Here is a 19,117-nt window from a genome sequence, read left to right as displayed (position 1 = left end):
TTCAGGCAACCGTCTGTGGTGTTTGCAGAGCTAAGATTGGCGGCTTAGCGTTGCACTTCGGAGTTGAATCCGCCAGGAACGGAAATATGTCACCTCAACGGAAAGCGGATGTTCTCCTGCTGCTGACCACTCTTATCGCGGCCTGTGGCTGGATCTTCTCCCGCGAATCCGTGGCGATGATGCCCGTGTTTGCCTTTCTCGGCATACGTTTCTTCTGTGCAGCGCTGGTGCTGCTGCCATTTTGTCGCGGGCAGCGCATCGACCGCCAGTACTGGCGTCCGCTTGCTATTAGCGGCCTGTGGATGGCACTTAACATGTGCCTGTGGATCTGGTCAGTATCCACCACCCCGTCGCTGGGGGAAGGGGCGTTTATGATGAGCCTGGCGATGATTTTTGCGCCCTTTGCCGCCTGGGGAATGATGCAGATCCGTCCCTCGCGTGCTTACTGGGAGTGCCTGCCACTGGCGGTAATCGGCCTGGCGTTGCTGAGCCTGCGGGTTCCGGTGACGTTTCATGCCAGCCAGGGCTGGTTCCTGCTGACGGCGATCGTGCAGTCCATCTCTTTCTGCTATACCAGCCGTTGTGCGCGTCTGGTTCCACTGATTCCGCTGACGACCTTGCAGCTGGGTGTCACCGGCGTGTGCGGCCTGCTTATCTCTCTGTGTTTCGAATCCTGGCCACAACCCTTTACCGCCACGACCGCGGCATGGCTGGTGGCCAGCATTCTGATTGCCACCAGCCTGCGTTTTGGCCTGCAGTTGCAGGGACAAAAATACGCGGCGGTTTCCAGCGCGGCGCTGATTATGCTGCTGGAACCGCTGTTTACGGTAATTGCCGCCGCGATCTGGTATGGCGAGCGTCTGCCGTTACAGCAGATTTTGGGCGGGATACTGATTCTGGGCGCGCAGCTGTGGTATCGCTGGCGGATGATGGCACGCGGGGTGCGGTGAAACAGGGCGGTGCGATGCACCGCCCGTCAGCATTACAGCATAATTGTCATCAGATAGCCGACAAACAATGCCAGATGCGCGGCACCGTTAAGCACATTAGTACGCCCGGTGGAGAAGGAGATATGGCACAGAATCAGCACTGCCGTCATCATCACCATATGCGGCGCTTCAAGGCCAAAAATCAGCTCCTGACCGGTCAGGGTGGCGATAATCGATACCGCGGGTACGGTCAGTGAGATGGTCGCCAGTACTGAACCGAAGAACAGATTCATCGCGCGTTGCACCTGATTCGCCAGTACTGCCCGAATCGCGCCAAGCCCCTCTGGTGACAGAATCAGTAATGCCACGAGGAAACCGGTGAACTGTTCCGGCGCATTGAGTTCTGTCAGCAGATATTCCAGCGGATTGGCATTCATTTTGGTGACGCTAATCACCGCCACCAGATGGACCAGCAGCCACAGCGTATGCCACAGGCTGCTGTGCGCGGACGGCTTGCCGTGATGCGGGTCGCCATCATCACTGTCATCCTCATGCTCATAAACAAACAGATTCTGGTGGGTTTTGGTCTGAATCAGCAGGAACACGCCGTACATCGACGCAGAAATGGCGGCAATCAGCAGCGCCTGGGCCGTCGTAAAATTACCGCCCGGTAGCGCGTTGGGAAACACCAGCACCAGAATCGACAGCGGGAAGATGGCAATCAGGTACTGCTTTACCCCGGCGAGGTTAACGTACTGGGTGGCGAATTTGCGTCCACCCAGCAGCAGGGCGAAGCCCACCAGTCCGGCGGTGACAATCATAATGATCGAGTACAGCGTATCGCGCATCAGCGCGGGAGCGGCGTCGCCTGTCGCCATCAGGGCGGAAATCAGGCTGACTTCAAGGATCACCACTGACAGGCTGAGGATCAGTGAGCCATAGGGTTCACCCAGGCGGTGCGCCAGCACATCGGCGTGACGTACGACGCTAAATGCGCTGCTGAGAATGGCGACCAGCGCCAGCAGGTTAATGGCAATAACGGCCGGCAGGGATGAGGTTGTGCCCCACATTGCCAGCACGCCCAGTGCCGCAACAGGAAAAAGCAGTGTGTATTCGGTATGGCGTGTTTTCGCGCCGTCATGTGTTCCCATCGGCATTCATCTCCTTAACTGTGCAATTGGCAGAAACCCGAACGCAGGCCTCTAAGCGTGATGTTTCGCAACATTATCGTTAACCATGATGGCAATTTGTTTATTTTACCAGCGCGAATAGTGTAACAAGCTGAATCGTATAACCATTGTATTTTTACTTAATTTTACGATTTATGATGAAATCATCTCTCAAATTCAGATTAGTTGATGCATATTATTTTTTATTTATAATTATTAATTGGTTACATCATATAAAAATAAAGTTATTAGTGTTTTTTATCAGGTTTATTGTCTGGATAAGATAACTAAATGGTGTGTATTGGTCATTTTTTTCTGATTCCCGATTTCCATGCGATTTGCATTTCACCATCAGCTTGCCAGGCTTGAAACAACACCCTGAGATGGAGAAGAAATATGCCTTATCACAGTAAATCCGATCTGCCTGAAAACGTGCAAAATGTGCTGCCCGCCCATGCGCAGGAGATCTATAAAGAGGCGTTTAATCATGCCTGGGAGCAATACAAGGACCCGGACGAACGGCGCGGTAATGAATCACGGGAAGAAGTGGCGCATAAGGTCGCCTGGGCGGCAGTGAAACATAAGTATGAAAAGGGGGAAGATGATAAATGGCATAAAAAATCATAAGACTGAGAGAAATCCGCATAAACCACGCTGAGTGTGACTCAGCGCCACAGCTGAATAAAATATGTCTTGCTGCGCTCAAGAACCCCGCTGGCGTGCCGATGGAATTAATGACACTTTTGCACGGGTACTGAAGCAGTTGCCAGGTCATGCGCCCATCTCGCCGCTGCGCGACAGGAGACGGGGAAGCGTTTGCCGGCAGCCTTTTGCAGTCAGCGTGCCAGAACAGTGTGTTGCCAGTTTCACTTTTTTCTTTTGTGATCGTCTTCAAACTTGATTGCCACGCAGGAAATGATAAGGTCATCAAAGTAAGCACAATAAGTGTGAGACAAATAATGAGATACTGAAGGAAAAGTTGTTGTCAGTGGCAGGGAAGCGGAGCAGTGGTGTGGAGGTTCATATGTTAACGCGGGATTTCTTATTAAAAGCTGACTGTAAAACAGCGTTTGGCGCGATTGATGAGTCGTTGCTGTGGACCTGTGAACAGCGCGCATCGTCTCTGGCGGCGACGCTGGCCTGCCGCCCGGATAACAGTCCGGTATGGATTTTCGGCTATGGCTCACTGATGTGGAATCCGGTGTTCGAATCTGAAGAAGTGGCCAGCGGTACGCTGCACGGCTGGCATCGGGCATTCTGTTTACGTCTCACGGCGGGGCGCGGTACGCACCATCAGCCGGGCAGGATGCTGGCGCTGAAAGAGGGCGGCAACACGCGTGGACTGGCCTTTCGTCTGCCGGAAGCGCAGCTGCATGAAGAGCTGGAACTGCTGTGGAAGCGCGAGATGATTACCGGCTGCTATCTGCCAACCTGGTGTGATTTGCAGCTGGAAGATGGCCGCTGTGTGACGGCACTGGTATTTATTATGGACCCGCGCCATCCGCTGTATGAAGCGGATTCCTGCAGCCAGACGATTGCGCCATTAATTGCCCGCGCCAGCGGACCGCTGGGCACCAATGCGCAGTATCTGTTTTCCCTCGAACAGGAGCTGGCGAAACGTGGCATGCATGATGAGTGTATGACTGATCTGGCACAGCGCGTGCGGGTGTTACAGGCGGGCGTCACGCCGCATTAAGATCTCTGGCAGGCTGCTGCCTGCCAGAGTGGGTGATAGCGGCTTAACTTCCCGGATTAATCAGCCAGGTGCCGGCGCGTTCGATTTTCAGCGTCTGCGTATGCACGCGGTCCTGCTGACGTACCTCAATCTTATATTCGCCCGCCGCCAGATTCAGTGCGGCATAGCCACTGTTATTGGGTTTCACATCCGCCGCTGCGCCATTAAGCAGCAGAGTCTCCCCCGCACGTAACTTCAGATACACTGTCGCCATCACCGGCGCGCTTTTCACCGGCTGGCTGCTGGCCGCCGCTGCGCTGTTCGCTGCTGATGCCGCATGCTCCACACCTGCGTCAGAGTCATCGCCACTGTTCAGCACCACCGCCAGCGCCACGACCACGACCAGCGCACAGACGCTGAGTGCCAGCAGTGCAGGTGACAGGCGGCGACGTACCGGTGGTGTCACCGGTTCTGCTGCGCCTGCCGCCGGATTGACGGCCAGAATGACGCTTTCAGCCGGGAGCACACTCTCAGGTTCCGCCAGTTCTTCCAGCGGTGCATTCACCGCGGTAACCAGTTGCTGCACATCGCTGACCGGCAGATCGATCAGCGCAGCAAACTCATCAATACTTTGCGGGCGATCTTCCGGCTTCATCGCCAGCGCACAGTCGACTGCATGCAGCAGCGGCAGCGAGTAGCCCTGCGGCTGCAGCGAGGCCAGCGGCTGGTAACTGTCTTCGATACTGCGCACCACGCTGGCAGGCGGTGGATTGCCGGCAATCAGGGTATGCAGTACGGCACCCAGCGCGTAGATATCGGTCCACGGTCCTTGCTCGTCTTCGCTCTCTTCGCTGTACTGTTCTATCGGCGCGAAACCGGGTTTCAGCATGATTTCGGTTTCATCCGCCAGGTTGCCAATCTCTTTACGCGCAGAACCAAAATCCAGCAATACTGGCAGCTGGTTTTCCTGGATCTGAATATTATCCAGTGAGATATCGCGATGCAGATAGCCTGCGCGGTGGATAGTGTTAATCGCGCCAAACAGCGGTGGCAGCAGCTGACGAATCCATGCCTCATCAATACTCTGCGGGCTGGTGATCTGCCACTCTTTCAGCGTCATGCCGCTGTAGTACAGTGTCCCCATGTAAGCGGTGCCGTTCTCTTCCCAGAAACGCAGCACGTGCAGCAGGCCTGGATGGTTAAAACGCGCCAGCAGGCGGGCTTCCTGAATAAAGCTGTTCAGACCGGCCTGGAAGATTTTATGGAAGCGTTCGCCGCGCAGCCCCAGGCTAAGATCCTCATTACGGATCGCCAGCGACACCGGCATATACTCTTTGATGGCGATGGTGCGCTCTAACAGGTGATCCCAGGCGCGATAGACGATGCCGAACCCACCGCCGCCGATGACTTCTTTGATCTCGAATTCATTGAAACGGTGTCCGGCAGGGAGCGCATTGGGCACCGTTTTATTCTCATTTGCCGACATATTTGACATTCTCTGAGCGCTTCAGCCTGACGACAGCAGGCACTACGCCTGCAATTAATTAAGGGTACGGTATGCGCCAATTGCCGGGTCGGCAAGATCAGCATGCAGTTCGTCGATCAACAACACATTCAGCTTCACCTTCGCATCATAGTGCGCTGACCAGCTTTGCTTCAGAGCATCGACGCGAGTTTTTACCGCTCCCGGATCGGCGGCCTGTTCTTTACTCATTTTCACCAGCAAGACGCCGTTAAATGACCAGAGGTGCAGGCGCGAATCAAAGGGCAGCAGCAGCCAGCTGTCAGGCGCATCTTTATTCGCCAGCACCATACGCTGATAGTTGATCGCCACCACCTCCAGCGCGCTTTTCTCCGGACGCATATTCTGCAGCGGATAACCCTGCCAGAACCAGACATTGAGCGGCGTGGTTTTCCCGTCACGGGTGAGCTGCAGCTGCGAGCCCCCCTCCAGCCAGCCTTTGGTGGAGCAGCTCATCGTGCGATCATCAGGAATAAACAGCGACTGGCCGTTATCATCCCACCAGGTACGGAAGTGACAGCCGCCGGGCAGGTCGAAATGCTGTAATGGCTGATTATCCGCCGGGCGCGACAGGTCGAGCGGTGCCGCGTTACTTGCCGTGGCCGTCGCCGTGGCATCGGCAGTGACGATAGGCCGCCAGTTCTGCAGTTTTGCGGCTGTACCGGTTGCCAGCACGGAACCCTGTTTATCCGTCATCTGCCACGGTAACTCTTCCAGTTTACCGCACTGATTGGTCAGCAACGCGCCCACCCGCGGCAGGAAACCATCCAGCACCTGCGACTCCTTGCTCTCGCCGGAGACAATGCGCAACTGCAGTATTGGCTGACACCAGTCCTGTGGGGCGCTGCTCTCGACATTATCGAGAAAGACTTCCAGCTCCAGACTGGGTGAATAGACTACCCGATAATCCTCTGCGCTGGCGGCAGAAGCCATCAACAATGTCATAACGCCGGGCAACCAGTATTTCATAACGTTCCTTGGTGTTAATCGCGTGGCGGCAGAAAGCGCGCCGAATCAGCCAGTGATTGTAATAACGTTGTTTCCTGTGGCGAACCCATCCACACCGCAACGGCGCTTAAGTTATCGCTTTTACTGCTGCGATTGATAGCATTCTGCATCAGCGCCAGCCACTCCTGCGGCGAGTTCACCATACGCAGTGCCTGCTCCATCTCTTCCTCGCTCAGGGACAGCCAGAAGCCATCGGTACAGACCAGAAAGGCATCGCCATCTTCCAGTTCCAGAACATCGCTGTAACTGGCGTCGCGCGTCACTTCAGCGCCGAGCGCATTATAGAGTAAATTACTGTTAATTCCGGTATTTTCATATCCGGCATCTTTCATCTGTTGCGCCAGACTATGGTCGCGTGTGACCTGATGAATAAAGCCGCGGCGGAAGTGATAAATGCGGCTGTCACCTGCGTGCGCCCACCATGCCAGCTGGTGGGAACGGTCGATAAACAGGGCAGCCAGGGTGGTACTCATGCGGGAAAATTTCGGATTTATCTGCTGCGCTTCACGGATAGAACGCTCGCATTTTTCCACTGCCTGACGGGTTTCCTGCGGCGAGAAATGCCGGTCCTCTGTCAGCTCGCTCAGCAACCGGTCGCGCGCGATCAGTGCGGCTTTATCGCCGCCAGGTAATCCGGCGACACCGTCACACACCAGAAAACAGGCGCGGTGTTCGCCTGCCAGGCTGCCGGTCAGATCCTGATTGCTGTCACGTCCGCCAATCTGTGACGTGGAGGCAAAAGTCATCTTCATTCGTCGTCCGCTTTCAGTTGGGAATCTTTATACTGGTTGACCTCGACGTCATAGGCGTGCAGGAAAGCTTCGCCGAACAGCGTGTGGAAATCGTCTTCAATTTCGCCGGAGGTATGCTGGTAGTTGCGGACAAAATAGTCCCACATTGCCGCTTTGCGCGCGGCAGCGAAGGGCATTTTGCTCTCGACACCATCACGGCGCGCACTCTCTTCCAGCCGCTGCGGATTAAAGGACTGCAGCATTGCGGCGATAATCGCACGGATGCCAGCGATCATGCCAAGCTGGTGCGCCTGCAAATCGACCAGCGCGTCGCGCACTGCCTGTTCCGGCTGCATAAAACCAGGCATCTGGCTCTGGTACATCTGCATCAGCACCGTTTTACCGGAGGGCAGGATTTTGAACGGGTTATTGGCTTCGTTCAGAATCATGGTCATTTCAGCTTTAACGCCACGCTTCAGAATCGAACGCGAGGAGAGCAGCGCCACGGTACCCTGCGAAAACAGGCTCAGCATGCGCCCGGTCATACGCATATCGTCTTCTGTCAGCGCCTCGCCCTGACTGGCGTCAAGACCCATGCCTTCCAGCAGAGCGCGCAGTAATTTCTCTTCGTGACCGGCATCTGATGATGCGTCCGGTTCGCGTGCGGCATGTGGCAGCGGGTCGATATCCAGCCGCGCACTGCTGTGTTTATGCGCCAGCGATGAGGCAGGATCGGCCGCAGGGCGCGAGCCTTCGCTGCTGGTCAGCAGTTCATCACTGTGCATGCCAAGCGGATCGTGATGGGGGTGATCGTCTGCGCCAAACAGGGCCAGCAAATCGGGTGTCGCCGGAGGAGGGGGCACGGTGCGGCTCGGCTCGCTGACGCTGATTTCATATTCACCAATCCCGAGTGTATCGCCGTGGTGTAGTTCCACCTGGCTGCCGCGCGCCAGTGGCTGACCGTTCAGCACCACCGGGGTGACACTACCGCGATTGGTGAGACGGCATTCGCCATTGGCGGCGATATGCACCAGCGCCTGCAGGCGGGAAATTGCACGGTCTTCATCAGGCAACACCAGGTCATTGTCGACGCTGCGACCAATTGTTCCCCCTGGCTGCTGAAAATCAAACGCCGTTTGCGGCAGCGGCGTTTTGCTCTGCACAATGGTAAATCGCATGAGTTATCTCTGCTTCAAAAGGCCAGAATGGCAAAAAGGCGCTATTCGAACATGGGCGGATAGAGCCCGTTACGCCCCGGCGGTGCACCGGACGCCGGATTAAACAGTAACGAAAACAGCTGTGCGGTCAGTTTGCCGCTGTGTTTATGGGTTGCATGGGAATAACCGTCGCTGCGGTTGCTCCACCAGTAACTGATATATTGTTGCGGATCGAACCGATCCGCCACCTCACGCCAGCTTAGCGTGCAGGGTAAATCCTGATAGCCAATCACATCCATAATCGCCGAACGCTGATTGCCCGGCACCGAGAGCGATGGCAGGGCCAGCAGCATGGCCTCCAGTTCCTCCGGCGTCACTTCATCACGCACAGCGTGCAGCAGTGTGTCGCCCAGCGACTGAAACCAGTCGCCTGAAATGGCCAGCTGCGCCGGGTGCCAGTCCGCAGGGGCGAAGCTGCGCAGCGCCAGCAGTGGCCATGCGCGGCCCACCCGGTCACGCGACGGCAGTAAACAGCCCATCTGCACCCGCTGCACGCCAGTGGTGGCAGGCAGAACAAAATTCCATACCGGCGCGCGCAGAAACTCGTCGCTGCAGGCGCCACTGTGATGGTGCCAGTAGGTTAACCCTTGCTGGAACCAGTTCGACCAGCTGGCGACAACCGGCTCAGCCAGACGGCGCTGAATAAAATCACCGGTGCGTGGCAGCTTGCCATACAAGCCAAGGCTAATTCTTTCTGGCATAACCTTATCCTTCGGATTAATTAAGCTTCCGGGAAGCCGGCGGCATCAGCACGCCGGGGGCTAACGCCAGCACAGGCGCGTTATCACCTGCCTTCTCAAGATTATCCGCCAGTTTACGCATCATTAACGCATTATCACGCGCATAGGGCGACGTCTGGATCTGCCGGTCCAGCAGCTGGCTGAGATGCCAGTCAAGCTGTTGCAGATCGCGCGTGGTCACCTCTGTCGGTAAGCTGCGCTGAAAATTCTGCATCACCCAGCCGCGCAGAAATTCACCGTCGTAATTACGCGGCTGATACAGCATCTGATAAGCACGCAGTGCATTGCGGCTGAATTCACTGCCATTACCACGGTCATTGCGCAGGGTGGCGGTAATCTGTCGCGCCACGCGTGGTAACAGCAGGGAGCGTAAGGCATTCTGGTACAGCGCCCAGGCCGCATCGCTGACCTGGTCGCCACGGTATAATCCGGCGCGTGCACTCAGCGGCGGATGATCAAGCGAAAATGCCTCCGGCTGCGGTAACTTAACCAGATTATTTAAGAAGGGTAGCAGATCGATAATATCTCCGGTATCTGCCTCGCTGAACTGTCGTGCCTGTTGTGTCAGCGGCGTGATGCGGGTGGCAATTTGCTGCAGATAATGCTGGTTCTGATAGTAGCTGACTGCCCACCAGCCGCTGGCGACCAGCAACATCGCCGCCAGCGAAGCATAGCCGATCCAGTGCAGCAGCCGGTTGCGGTATTCCCAGGAGCGGTCGCTGCCCGCCAGACCGCTCTCTTTGAAGATCACTTCGCTGAGCAGGTCGCGGATAAAGAAGCTCTGGCCTTTACTGGCCGGGATTGGCGCAGCGCGGTTCACGCTGTCCCAGCTGGCGATAGAGTGGCGATGCGCCTGTGGTAACTGCAGTTTACGCGTCAGTTCGCCCATTACGCGGTCAAATGGCAGGCCTTCCTGCGTGCCGCTGGTAAAGAACAGCCCGCGCGCGGACCAGGCCACGTCACCCTGTTGCGGTGAGAAGATAATGTCCAGATACTCTGCCAGCAGCGGACGCAGTGAGGCGAACTCCTGTGGGAACAGGAAACAGTCGGCACGCTGCGCCAGATCGTTTTCCTGCGCCATTTTGGTAGCCAGATCGGCGGAAAGACGCGCAGCCAGCTGACGGAACTGCTGATCGAACAGGCTGTTCAGTGTGCGTTCGCTGTCGCGGCTCGGTTCCCAGGGAAAGGTGAAGCCCCAGGTCTGTTCGCGCTGGGCTTTGTCGAGCCCGGCAAAGTAACTCATAAAACCTTTCAGCAGGTCAGTCTTGGTCACCATCACATAGACCGGGAAATGGATACCGGTCTGCTGGTGCAATTCCGCCATACGCTGGCGCAGTGCGCTGGCCTGACAAAAACGCGCTTCGGCGGAGTCGCTGAGCAGATCTGCCACGCTGATGGTGATAATCACGCCGTTGATCGGCTGACGTGCGCGATAGTGTTTCAGCAGATTGATAAAAGTGTGCCACTCGCTGGCATCGCGGGCGCGCATACTTTCCTGCAGGGTGTAGCGTCCGGCGGTATCGAGCAGTACGGCGCGATCGGTAAACCACCAGTCGCAATGGCGGGTGCCACCGACGCCGCGTATCGCCTGTTTGCCGAGGCTGTCCGTCAGTGGAAAGTCCAGACCCGAGTTGATCAGCGCCGTGGTTTTACCGGCACCGGGTGCGCCGACAATCATATACCACGGCAGCTGGTAGAGATAACGGGCACTGAAACGCTGCAGCCAGCCGCGCTGTCCCGGCTGGGTGAACTGTGCTTTTTTCAGCAGCGTGGCGGCCTGATTAAAACGGCTGGTGAGTAGTTCTTCGGTTGCCATCAGCTCGCCCTGGTCCACCTGACTGTGCTGCAGATTATGCAGCAGCTTGTTGTTAAACCAGGCGCTGTACAGCCGCGGGATCAGCTGAAACACAATCCACAGGAAATAGCAGATACCGATCAGCATCTGGCGATGCAGTGGCGCTTCCAGCAGCGGCAGGCCATTCAGCATCAGCAACGGGCCGAGCATCCAGATGACGCTGGCGAGAGCAGTAATGCCAATAAAGCCCCACAGCAGGCGGCTGGTGAGCAGAGAATAGAGAGCGTTACGCATCACGGCGTTCCTTTGTTGCCCCTGCTAGCCGGTTCAGGCGCGGCAAACAGGGTAATCTCAACGCGGCGGTTATGGGCGCGGTTTTCCGCGCTGTCATTGGGCAGCAGGGCGTCACTGTCGCCACGGCCTTCAGCGCGGATTTCATGATTATCCGCCAGCTGCTGTTCCAGCTGCATGGCAATGGTGCGCGCCAGCGCCTGCGAATATTCGTAGTTAGAGGCAAAACGGGCGCTGCGCAGCGGCTGATCGTCGGTATACACCGTCACCACCACGGTCCCCTTAATATCCAGCATTGCTGCCGCCACACGGGCAATCAGCGCCCGGCCGACCGGATTCAGTGAGGTGACACCGTTATCAAACAGTTTGTCGCTCGACAGCATCACTTTGCTGCCAAAAGGCCCGTCGCTGACTTCCAGCTGACCGGCGGCGATCACATCGCTGAGCGGTTTGCGCAGATCGAGCAGCCCCTGCGGCGAGCTTGCATTGCGGCTGCTTTTAATCTGCGGCAGAGGTGTCTGATAGATTTCACGCAGCAAAGGTTCTGCGGTATCGGCCAGCCGCCAGTTCAGGCCGCTGTAAATCATGCAGGCGATAAACGCAGTGACGGCAAAGCAGGCCCATAACGGCACAGGTGGACGCCACAGATGGCTCTGTTGCGGACGTACCACCACCTGTGTGGAGAGCGGCTGATCGGCGCCACCGCGGGTCGCGTCAATCAGCTGCGCCAGGCGTACACGAATTGTGTCGCACTGCGCACGGCCATTATCCATGCCGCGGTAGCGGCCTTCATAGCCGAGCAGCAGGCAGTAGTGGATCACTTCCAGCAGCCGCAGGTGCTGCTGCGGCGACTGCGAAATACGGGAAAGCAACTGGAAAAATTTCTCGCCGCCCCAGCTCTCGTTATGAAACGTCACCAGCAAACCGTTGCCGGACCAGACGCCACGTGTGCCCCATGGCGTTTGCGCAGCGGCTTCATCCAGCACGGTGCACAGACAGTAACGGGCACCGATAATCATCTCAAACGGCAGGTCAGACTGTTTGCACCGGGTTTCAAACTGGCGAATTTCATCGACTAACTGATGACGCAGGCCTGCGGGATCGTCGTGGGTTGCGGCCAGACGAATCTGCACAATCGCATTCAGTAAGGGCGCGGCTGCGTCAAGTAATGGGTTTTCTGCGCCCGTATCTGGCAGGTCGCGGGCGGCAAGTTCCGGCGTCATTTGCTGTGGTAAATCCTGGCTTAACGTCTGTTCCATCAGGCGCTTTCACATGTTGAACAAGCAGCAAGGCGCATCATTGCGCCTTTCGAAGCGGTTGGATTATTCGAGAATCCAGGTCGCGGTCTTGCTATTTTGACAGGCTTTGCTGGCGCCACCGACATCGACGCAAACCTGTTGTTTCGCCGCTTTGCGTGGCCGTGGGCGGTCGCTGCGCACGGTCGCATCATAACGATCGCTGGGCACACCGGCTTTCAGTGGCACGTAGCCGATCAGCTGCGTCTGGTCGGCTTCAGCGATAGCCAGCCAGTGGTTTTCCACTTCACCCAGTACGGTAAACGGCTTGCCGTTTTCCAGATAACGCACCACTTTACCGCTGTAATCCGGTGTGGTCATCACTGACGCGTTATACAGCGCGCGCCAGGTTTCATTCACAGGCGTGAAGCTGGCAGGGGGCTGTACCGCATAGCGATGGGTCAGCGTCACGCCCGCCACGTTGCTGGTGACCAGAGTATCGTCCGTCAAAGGCGGTGGCGGGGCTTTACATCCGGCCACAGTAAGCACAGCAAGCAGCGTCAACGCGATACGAATTTTCACTATGATCCTCGTGAGTATCATCAGGGAGTCTGGACAATGCCAGAAAAAATGGCGGAAAAACGCGCAGATGAAGGCTTTTCCTTCGTCCATTCACGGGCGCGTCTGGCTCTAAAAATTGCTTATTTTTACAGAAACATAAAGTTGTGCTCAGTCTACCTGACACTTTTGAGATTTAAAACTATTGCATGATAATCATTATCGTGATAGCGCTGGCGATAAAGTCATCACTGGTACTGCCAGGCATCTGATTTAACGGCATTTTGATTAAATGAACTTATAATTAATGGAAGATGTAACAGGGATAATTAAGCTGTATCAGGTGGGGAGAATTTGACCGGGAAATAAACTGATAAGGTTTTTTTATCATTCTGCCGGATGAAAGGGGCTTCATCCGGCAAAACAGGGCAGTGATAATTCAGAGTTTATCCGTACAGAATGACGCCCCGTCAGTGCGACGGGGAGCGTCTCAGAGACGGAAATGACCGGCCGTGTCCGCCAGTTCATTGGCCTGGAATTGCAGAGCACCTGCCGCGGCGGCGGATTCGACCACCAGCTCCGCATTCTGCTGCACCATCTCATCCAGACGGCTGACGGCCTGGTTAACGCCCTGAATACCACGCATCTGCTCGTCGCTGGCCTGGCTGATCCCCGCCATGATGCCGGAAACGCTGGCCACACTGGCGACAATCTCCTCCATGCTTTCACCCGCCATACGCACGAACTTCGAACCGCTTGCCACGCTGTGGGTGGTGCTATCGATCAGCGTTTTAATCTCTTTCGCTGCCTGCGCACTGCGCTGGGCAAGGTTACGGACTTCACCAGCCACGACAGCGAAACCGCGACCCTGTTCACCGGCACGGGCTGCTTCCACGGCGGCGTTCAGCGCCAGGATATTGGTCTGGAAAGCAATGCCGTCGATGACGCTGATGATATCGCCGATTTTTGCTGACGCTTTTTCGATATCGTTCATGGTGCTAATCACATTGGACACCACTGAACCTCCGCGCTGCGCGGCTTCTGACGCTGCTGCCGCCTGCTGGTTGGCTTCGATCTCCGACTGAGTCGAGTGACCGACTGAAGCGGTAATCGCGTCGATAGAGCTGACGGTTTCACGTAAGTTTGCCGCCGCCTGTTCAGTACGACCGGACAGGTCTTTGTTACCGGTGGCAATCTCATTAGCTGCCACCTGCACCGAGGCGCTGGCATCACGCAGCTGTCCCATCACGCTCGCCAGCTTCTCAATAAAGATGTTAAAGGCGGCAGCAATCTGCGTCACTTCGTCGTGGCCATTTTCCGGTAGACGCTGGGTGAGGTCGTTATCGCCGGAGCTGATCGCCAGCATGGCATCGCGGATGGTCAGCAGGCGGCGCATCAGCGCGCCAATCAGCACACTGATCAGCGCTGCGGCAGCCAGCGCCAGCAGTACCAGTGAGAAACCGGACGCCGTGATCAGTGAACGCATACCGGCAGTGGCTTCCTGCTCGTCGAGCGCCACCACCAGATACCAGTCGGTGCCGGGTACAGCCTGTGCACGCATCAGTTTTGCCGCGCCGTTGATATGCGCCTGCAGGGGTTTATCAGCAGCGATCAGCGCGGCCACATCCAGATCCGGTGCCAGTTCCTGCACGGGTTTCAGCACCAGTTTCGGGTCATTCGCCGTGACAATTGCGCCGGTCTTGTCGATCAGAAAGCCTTCGCTGGAGGGTGTCGGACGAATCGAACTGACATTGGCAACGATGCTTTGCATGGACACATCGGAACCCACCACCGCTTTATTGCCTTCGAGTGGTGCCACAAAGCTCACCACCAGCGTATTGGTTGCCATGTCCATATACGGGGCGGTGACCATCGCTTTACCGAGTTTGATCGCGTCGATATACCATGGGCGGATCGTCGGGTCATAGTCGGCCGGGATGCCGACCGGTGAGGAGAATTTTGAACTCTTGTCGGCGTAACCGGCGTAGACGTTAATAAAGTCGCCTGCGCTGGCGATCTGCTTAAACATAGGCAGCGGATCAGCGCTCAGTACCACCGGCTGCAGTGATGCCATCATCAGCAGCTTGCTGCTGACCCATTCGCCAATCGCGGCTTTATGGCTGCTGGTCACGGCTTCCAGCGTGCTGTCGATGGACTGCTTGTTGTACTTCTGAGTGACGTAGTAGTTGATGCTGGTGTTAATCATCAGCGCGATAACCACGCAACCAATGGTGATTGCCAGTATGCGCGCGCGAATAGAAGAAAGTTGAACAAATGAAAAACGAATCGACCTGATCATAATGACCTCTGTAGCGGGGTTTCAGTCAACTGATATCGGTCTTATTCGGCTTGTGCTTGAGCGCTGTTTGCCTGATATAAGAAACTCCTATGATAACTGATGCACAGAAGTAAAATTAATGTTGCGGGCGGGTAAGGCGGCACACTTTTTGCCGTAATTCGTGTTCGTTCGCGGCGTGCGGTGAGGCTGATATTTGCACAAAAAATGTGCGCAATTTGCGTTGCAATAGTGCGAACAACGGTTGCAGAAGGGAGTGACGCTGTCACGTTTTTACGCTAACCCGTGATAAAAGAGCAGCTTATCTGTCTGGCCTGATTCTGGCACACCCTTTGCAATAACTCAGTAACAAGTCACGCATTTGCTTTACCGCTGACGGTGCAGCGAGTGCTTTGGATAAAGGCGTCCTGACGCAGGTTTTCCCTGCTGACGGGACGCCTTTTTTTATGACGTTTCACCGGAGACCGCATGAGGGGTAGCTACAGCCGCTTCCGGCTGGCTGCTTACTCCGCCACCAGCACTTTCACCCCCAGTGCTTCGAAGGCGTTGATCGACTGCTGAGAAATGCCGCTGTCGGTAATCAGATAGTGGATATTGCTCCAGTCGCACGGCAGGGCAAACATCGACACTTTATCAATCTTACTCGAGTCAGCCACCACATAGACGGTGTTGGCCGATTTCATCATCGCGCTTTTCACTTTGATATCGGTTTCGCTGGGAAAACTCAGCCCGAGACGCGGTGAAATGCAGGCGGTGGCGAGAAACAGCTTCTCCGCCAGCACATTTTCGAAAAAACCAGCCGCTTTTTCCCCGGACGTCGACAGGGTGGGAAACTTGAAGGTGCCGCCGGTCAGCAGGATATTGATCCCCGGTTCACCGCCCAGCTTTAGCGCAATATTGACGGCGGTGGTGATAACCGACAACTTGCGAATATGTGCCATGTGATTGGCAATTGCGGTAGTGGTGGTGCCACTATCGAAAATCACTGTGTCACCGTTTTCGATATGCCGCGCTGCCAGACGACCAATGGCGTCTTTAGCTTCCAGGTGGATCTGCCGCTCCAGCAGCAGTGCACCGGTATTCTGCTTGCCGGTGACCAGCGTCGCGCCGCCATGATAGCGCTGGACGTAGCCTTCCTGCTGCAGTTTGCGCAGGTCAGTGCGGATAGTGGCTTCGGTCAGGTTAAAGGTTTCGGTCAGCATTTTGACCGTGACAGTGCCATCCTCACGGATCATTTCGAGGATCTTATCGCGGCGCTGTTGCATATCAGCCAACTGTTCACTTTTGCTTTTCAAGCGACATTCTCCCTTTCCCCGATAGTCGTGTTCAGGCCCGGCTTAACCACAGTTTCTGCAGCAAATAGTAACGCTGTCGCCGGGCGAAAGCGAGATAGCACCCATAGTGCAATTATTTTCGTTCGAAAATGTTATTGCGATGAGGTAATTGATTTAACACAGTTTTTAACCGTTTTTGTCCATACACACTGTCATTTATTATCATTATTTATCATTAAATCATTGGGTTATCTTGGTGTTATGCTTTTGTTTGAGTTTTGATCTACGCCACAATCTGTTAACAATCGATAGCTTGTATTTTTATTCGAAAATCACAGCAGTTAACAAATCGTCGCTGCTGTCTGATTATCAGCACCACATTTTGCGGAACCGTGCGCCATCTTCCGCCCACCTGTCACCTGCCGTTTCGTAAGGAGAGCCGGCCAATGAGTAATGAATACGATGTCAGTCTGCGCTATGGCGTAAACACCAGTCTGGATCTGAGCGGTAAGGTGGCGGTGGTCACCGGCGGACTGGGCGGGATTGCCATGGCCAGTAACCAGATGCTGCTGGAGAAGGGCGCACGGCTGGCGCTGCTTTATCCTGCTTTTGAACAGAGCAAAGTGGCGGAGGTGGCGGCACAGTTTGACCCGGCGCGGGTACAGTTTGTCGAATGTGATGTCACCGAACCGGCATCGGTGGAAAACGCGTTTCATCAGGTGGATGCCCGTTACGGCCAGCTGGATATTCTGATCAACTGTGCGGGATATGTGATGTTACAGCCAGTGCTGGAAACCGAGTTTGCTGAGTGGCAGAAGCAGATTGCCGTCAATCTCACCGGGCCATTCCTCTGCGCCCAGGCGGCGGCGAAACGCATGATTCACGGCGGTAACGGCGGCAAAATTATTAATATCGCCTCACAGGCCGCGTCGATTGTGATCGATAACCATGTTGCCTATACCTCCGCCAAAGCCGGATTGCTGGGTATGACCAAAGTGATGGCGAAGGAGTTCGCCCCGCACAAAATCAATGTGAACACCCTGTCGCCCACCGTGGTGCTGACGCCGATGGGCGAAAAAGCCTGGCGCGGCGAGAAAGGGGAAGCGATGAAGAAACTGATCCCGCTCGGGCGTTTTGCCTATACGGATGAAATAGCCGCCGCCGTGCTGTTTTTCGCCAGCAACGGCAGCGACATGATCACTGGCGCCGATCTGATGATCGATGGCGGTTTTACTATCTGGTAATCACCGCGCTGACGCCGGGGAAACCCCTGTCTGTACCCACATATAACAAGATAACTCAGAGAGAGCATCATTATGAAAACACGTTTAACGCTGTTAGCTGTTGCCGCCGCCTGTAGTTTTTCCACGGCAGGCTTCGCGGCCGAAAAAGGCACCATTATGATCCTGGTTAACTCGCTGGATAACCCTTATTACGCTTCCGAAGCCAAAGGCGCCAACCTGAAAGCGCAGGCGCTGGGGTACAAGACCACGGTGCTGTCCCACGGCGAAGATGTGAAGAAGCAGAGTGAATTGATCGATGCCGCTATTGGTAAGAAAGTGCAGGGCATCGTGCTCGATAACGCCGACTCCACCGCCAGCGTAGCGGCGATTAAAAAGGCCAAAGATGCCGGTATTCCGGTGGTACTGATTAACCGTGAAATACCGGTGGATGACGTCGCGCTGGTGCAGATCACCCACAACAACTTCCAGGCAGGTTCGGATGTTGCCAACGTGTTTGTCGAGAAAATGGCGGAGAAGGGTAAATACGCCGAACTGACCTGTAACCTTGCTGACAATAACTGTGTCACCCGCTCCAAATCGTTCCACCAGGTGCTGGATCAGTATCCTGATATGCAGAGCATTGCCCGTCAGGATGCCAAAGGCACGCTGATCGACGGTAAACGCATTATGGACAGTATTCTGCAGGCGCACCCGGATGTGAAAGGGGTGATTTGCGGTAATGGCCCGGTGGCGCTGGGGGCGATTGCCGCACTGAAAGCCGCAGGACGTAATGACGTTATCGTGGTGGGGATCGATGGCAGTAACGATGAGCGTGATGCAGTGAAAGCGGGCAGTCTGAAAGCAACGGTAATGCTGCAGGCGCAGGCCATCGCGGCGCAGGGTGTGACGGATCTCGATAACTATATCCAGAAAGGCGCGAAGCCGGAAAAACAGCGCGTGATGTTCCGCGGCATTCTGATCACGCCGGATAACGCCAGCGGCGTTCAGGATTTCAACTTTAAATCTTAACCCGCAGGACGCTGCCGTTGTCGCGCCCGCATTGCGGGCGCAAGGAGAGAATGATGTCCCGAACTGCCTGGCTGACGATTGCCGCCCTGGCCTTAACCGGCTGCCGTATCGTGTCCCAGCAGGAGCTGGCTGATTTAAAGAATCCGCCCAATCCTCATCTGACAAATATCGACCAGCTGTACCAGCAAAAAATAGTGCCGCAGCTGACGGCGGAGGCAAAACCGCTGGATGAGCTGATGAAAAGCCTGGCGGCCGCAAAAGATTTTGACAGCGCCTGTCAGCAGCTGGGGTATCGCGCCCAGCCGGAAAACCCCTGTGTCTTTACCGTGCAGCTAAAAGGCCAGGTTACTGGCGGATTCAAGTTCGAAGTGCAACGCTAAGCCGCCTGTCTTAACTCTGCAAAGACCACTGAAGGCTGCCGGAAC

At 55.8% G+C, this 19,117-nt stretch carries 16 protein-coding genes and 1 pseudogene; 6 read left to right on the top strand and 11 right to left on the bottom strand.

The annotated features are described in order from the left end of the window. The first annotated feature begins 86 nt into the window (after positions 1-86). Positions 87-950, top strand: a complete 864-nt coding sequence (locus tag ACSZO1_RS15980) for a DMT family transporter (protein WP_437614290.1) — start codon at positions 87-89, stop codon at positions 948-950. Positions 951-982: 32 nt separating this feature from the next. On the opposite strand, the gene chaA is transcribed toward ACSZO1_RS15980, so the two are convergent. Further along, positions 983-2,080, bottom strand: a complete 1,098-nt coding sequence (gene chaA / locus ACSZO1_RS15975; RefSeq protein ID WP_437614288.1) for a sodium-potassium/proton antiporter ChaA — start codon at positions 2,078-2,080, stop codon at positions 983-985. A gap of 414 nt (positions 2,081-2,494) precedes the next feature. Between chaA and chaB the strand changes: the two genes are divergently transcribed. Both chaB and ACSZO1_RS15965 read left to right on the top strand, forming a co-directional pair. Continuing rightward, entirely contained in the window at positions 2,495-2,725 is a 231-nt protein-coding gene (chaB, locus tag ACSZO1_RS15970) for a putative cation transport regulator ChaB (RefSeq protein WP_437614286.1), read from the top strand. A gap of 397 nt (positions 2,726-3,122) precedes the next feature. Next, on the top strand, positions 3,123-3,794 hold the full coding sequence (locus tag ACSZO1_RS15965) for a gamma-glutamylcyclotransferase (RefSeq protein WP_437614284.1): 672 nt from the start codon (positions 3,123-3,125) through the stop codon (positions 3,792-3,794). 43 nt (positions 3,795-3,837) lie between these two features. Here the strand turns inward: ACSZO1_RS15965 and ACSZO1_RS15960 are convergent, their stop codons facing one another. The 10 genes from ACSZO1_RS15960 to ACSZO1_RS15915 all read right to left on the bottom strand — a co-directional run bounded on the left by ACSZO1_RS15960 (position 3,838) and on the right by ACSZO1_RS15915 (position 16,461). After that, entirely contained in the window at positions 3,838-5,259 is a 1,422-nt protein-coding gene (locus tag ACSZO1_RS15960; protein ID WP_437614282.1) for a serine/threonine protein kinase, read from the bottom strand. 54 nt (positions 5,260-5,313) lie between these two features. Next, complete coding sequence (locus tag ACSZO1_RS15955) at positions 5,314-6,264, bottom strand: hypothetical protein (protein WP_437614280.1); 951 nt, start codon at positions 6,262-6,264, stop codon at positions 5,314-5,316. A gap of 14 nt (positions 6,265-6,278) precedes the next feature. Next, on the bottom strand, positions 6,279-7,055 hold the full coding sequence (locus tag ACSZO1_RS15950) for a PP2C family protein-serine/threonine phosphatase (protein ID WP_437614278.1): 777 nt from the start codon (positions 7,053-7,055) through the stop codon (positions 6,279-6,281). Next, positions 7,052-8,212 (bottom strand): type VI secretion system-associated FHA domain protein TagH, encoded by a 1,161-nt coding sequence (gene tagH / locus ACSZO1_RS15945; protein ID WP_437614276.1) that lies wholly within the window; start codon positions 8,210-8,212, stop codon positions 7,052-7,054. The genes ACSZO1_RS15950 and tagH overlap by 4 nt, the downstream gene beginning before the upstream one ends. Positions 8,213-8,253: 41 nt before the next feature. Further along, entirely contained in the window at positions 8,254-8,952 is a 699-nt protein-coding gene (gene tagF / locus ACSZO1_RS15940) for a type VI secretion system-associated protein TagF (protein WP_437614274.1), read from the bottom strand. Between the two features lie 16 nt (positions 8,953-8,968). Beyond that, on the bottom strand, positions 8,969-11,080 hold the full coding sequence (gene tssM / locus ACSZO1_RS15935) for a type VI secretion system membrane subunit TssM (RefSeq protein WP_437614272.1): 2,112 nt from the start codon (positions 11,078-11,080) through the stop codon (positions 8,969-8,971). Beyond that, the gene (locus ACSZO1_RS15930) at positions 11,080-12,300 is read right to left on the bottom strand and encodes a DotU family type VI secretion system protein (protein ID WP_437614292.1); all 1,221 of its coding nucleotides are present in this window, start codon (positions 12,298-12,300) and stop codon (positions 11,080-11,082) included. The genes tssM and ACSZO1_RS15930 overlap by 1 nt, the downstream gene beginning before the upstream one ends. Before the next feature lie 99 nt (positions 12,301-12,399). Further along, on the bottom strand, positions 12,400-12,915 hold the full coding sequence (locus ACSZO1_RS15925; RefSeq protein ID WP_437614270.1) for an SH3 domain-containing protein: 516 nt from the start codon (positions 12,913-12,915) through the stop codon (positions 12,400-12,402). Between the two features lie 445 nt (positions 12,916-13,360). Continuing rightward, positions 13,361-15,169, bottom strand: coding sequence for a methyl-accepting chemotaxis protein (locus tag ACSZO1_RS15920; RefSeq protein WP_437614268.1), 1,809 nt, complete (start codon positions 15,167-15,169; stop codon positions 13,361-13,363). A gap of 500 nt (positions 15,170-15,669) precedes the next feature. Further along, complete coding sequence (locus ACSZO1_RS15915; RefSeq protein WP_437614266.1) at positions 15,670-16,461, bottom strand: DeoR/GlpR family DNA-binding transcription regulator; 792 nt, start codon at positions 16,459-16,461, stop codon at positions 15,670-15,672. A gap of 425 nt (positions 16,462-16,886) precedes the next feature. Here ACSZO1_RS15915 and ACSZO1_RS15910 point away from each other — a divergent pair, with 425 nt between their 5' ends. The 3 genes and pseudogenes from ACSZO1_RS15910 to ACSZO1_RS15900 all read left to right on the top strand — a co-directional run. Beyond that, entirely contained in the window at positions 16,887-17,684 is a 798-nt protein-coding gene (locus tag ACSZO1_RS15910; RefSeq protein WP_437614264.1) for a GolD/DthD family dehydrogenase, read from the top strand. A gap of 72 nt (positions 17,685-17,756) precedes the next feature. Continuing rightward, positions 17,757-18,692 carry a D-ribose ABC transporter substrate-binding protein gene (locus tag ACSZO1_RS15905; protein ID WP_437614263.1) on the top strand — a complete coding sequence of 312 codons (936 nt, stop codon included), beginning with the start codon at positions 17,757-17,759 and terminating at the stop codon, positions 18,690-18,692. A 53-nt stretch (positions 18,693-18,745) separates the two neighbouring features. Beyond that, a pseudogene (locus ACSZO1_RS15900) lies at positions 18,746-19,042 on the top strand (DUF2291 family protein); the annotation flags it as partial. Positions 19,043-19,117: the final 75 nt, after the last annotated feature.

It is taken from the genome of Erwinia sp. V71 (assembly GCF_965644245.1).
Lineage (GTDB): Bacteria > Pseudomonadota > Gammaproteobacteria > Enterobacterales > Enterobacteriaceae > Erwinia.
The sequence above is the reverse complement of the archived record's forward strand: the minus strand, read 5'-3'. Positions and strand labels throughout refer to the sequence as shown.

Bases quoted from the DNA above. Each gene is read 5' to 3' on its own strand.
- ACSZO1_RS15980 (WP_437614290.1), top strand. From the start codon at position 87: ATGTCACCTCAACGGAAAGCGGATGTTCTCCTGCTGCTGACCACTCTT.
- chaA (WP_437614288.1), bottom strand. From the start codon at position 2,080: ATGGGAACACATGACGGCGCGAAAACACGCCATACCGAATACACACTG.
- chaB (WP_437614286.1), top strand. From the start codon at position 2,495: ATGCCTTATCACAGTAAATCCGATCTGCCTGAAAACGTGCAAAATGTG.
- ACSZO1_RS15965 (WP_437614284.1), top strand. From the start codon at position 3,123: ATGTTAACGCGGGATTTCTTATTAAAAGCTGACTGTAAAACAGCGTTT.
- ACSZO1_RS15960 (WP_437614282.1), bottom strand. From the start codon at position 5,259: ATGTCGGCAAATGAGAATAAAACGGTGCCCAATGCGCTCCCTGCCGGA.
- ACSZO1_RS15955 (WP_437614280.1), bottom strand. From the start codon at position 6,264: ATGAAATACTGGTTGCCCGGCGTTATGACATTGTTGATGGCTTCTGCC.
- ACSZO1_RS15950 (WP_437614278.1), bottom strand. From the start codon at position 7,055: ATGAAGATGACTTTTGCCTCCACGTCACAGATTGGCGGACGTGACAGC.
- tagH (WP_437614276.1), bottom strand. From the start codon at position 8,212: ATGCGATTTACCATTGTGCAGAGCAAAACGCCGCTGCCGCAAACGGCG.
- tagF (WP_437614274.1), bottom strand. From the start codon at position 8,952: ATGCCAGAAAGAATTAGCCTTGGCTTGTATGGCAAGCTGCCACGCACC.
- tssM (WP_437614272.1), bottom strand. From the start codon at position 11,080: ATGCGTAACGCTCTCTATTCTCTGCTCACCAGCCGCCTGCTGTGGGGC.
- ACSZO1_RS15930 (WP_437614292.1), bottom strand. From the start codon at position 12,300: ATGACGCCGGAACTTGCCGCCCGCGACCTGCCAGATACGGGCGCAGAA.
- ACSZO1_RS15925 (WP_437614270.1), bottom strand. From the start codon at position 12,915: ATGATACTCACGAGGATCATAGTGAAAATTCGTATCGCGTTGACGCTG.
- ACSZO1_RS15920 (WP_437614268.1), bottom strand. From the start codon at position 15,169: ATGATCAGGTCGATTCGTTTTTCATTTGTTCAACTTTCTTCTATTCGC.
- ACSZO1_RS15910 (WP_437614264.1), top strand. From the start codon at position 16,887: ATGAGTAATGAATACGATGTCAGTCTGCGCTATGGCGTAAACACCAGT.
- ACSZO1_RS15905 (WP_437614263.1), top strand. From the start codon at position 17,757: ATGAAAACACGTTTAACGCTGTTAGCTGTTGCCGCCGCCTGTAGTTTT.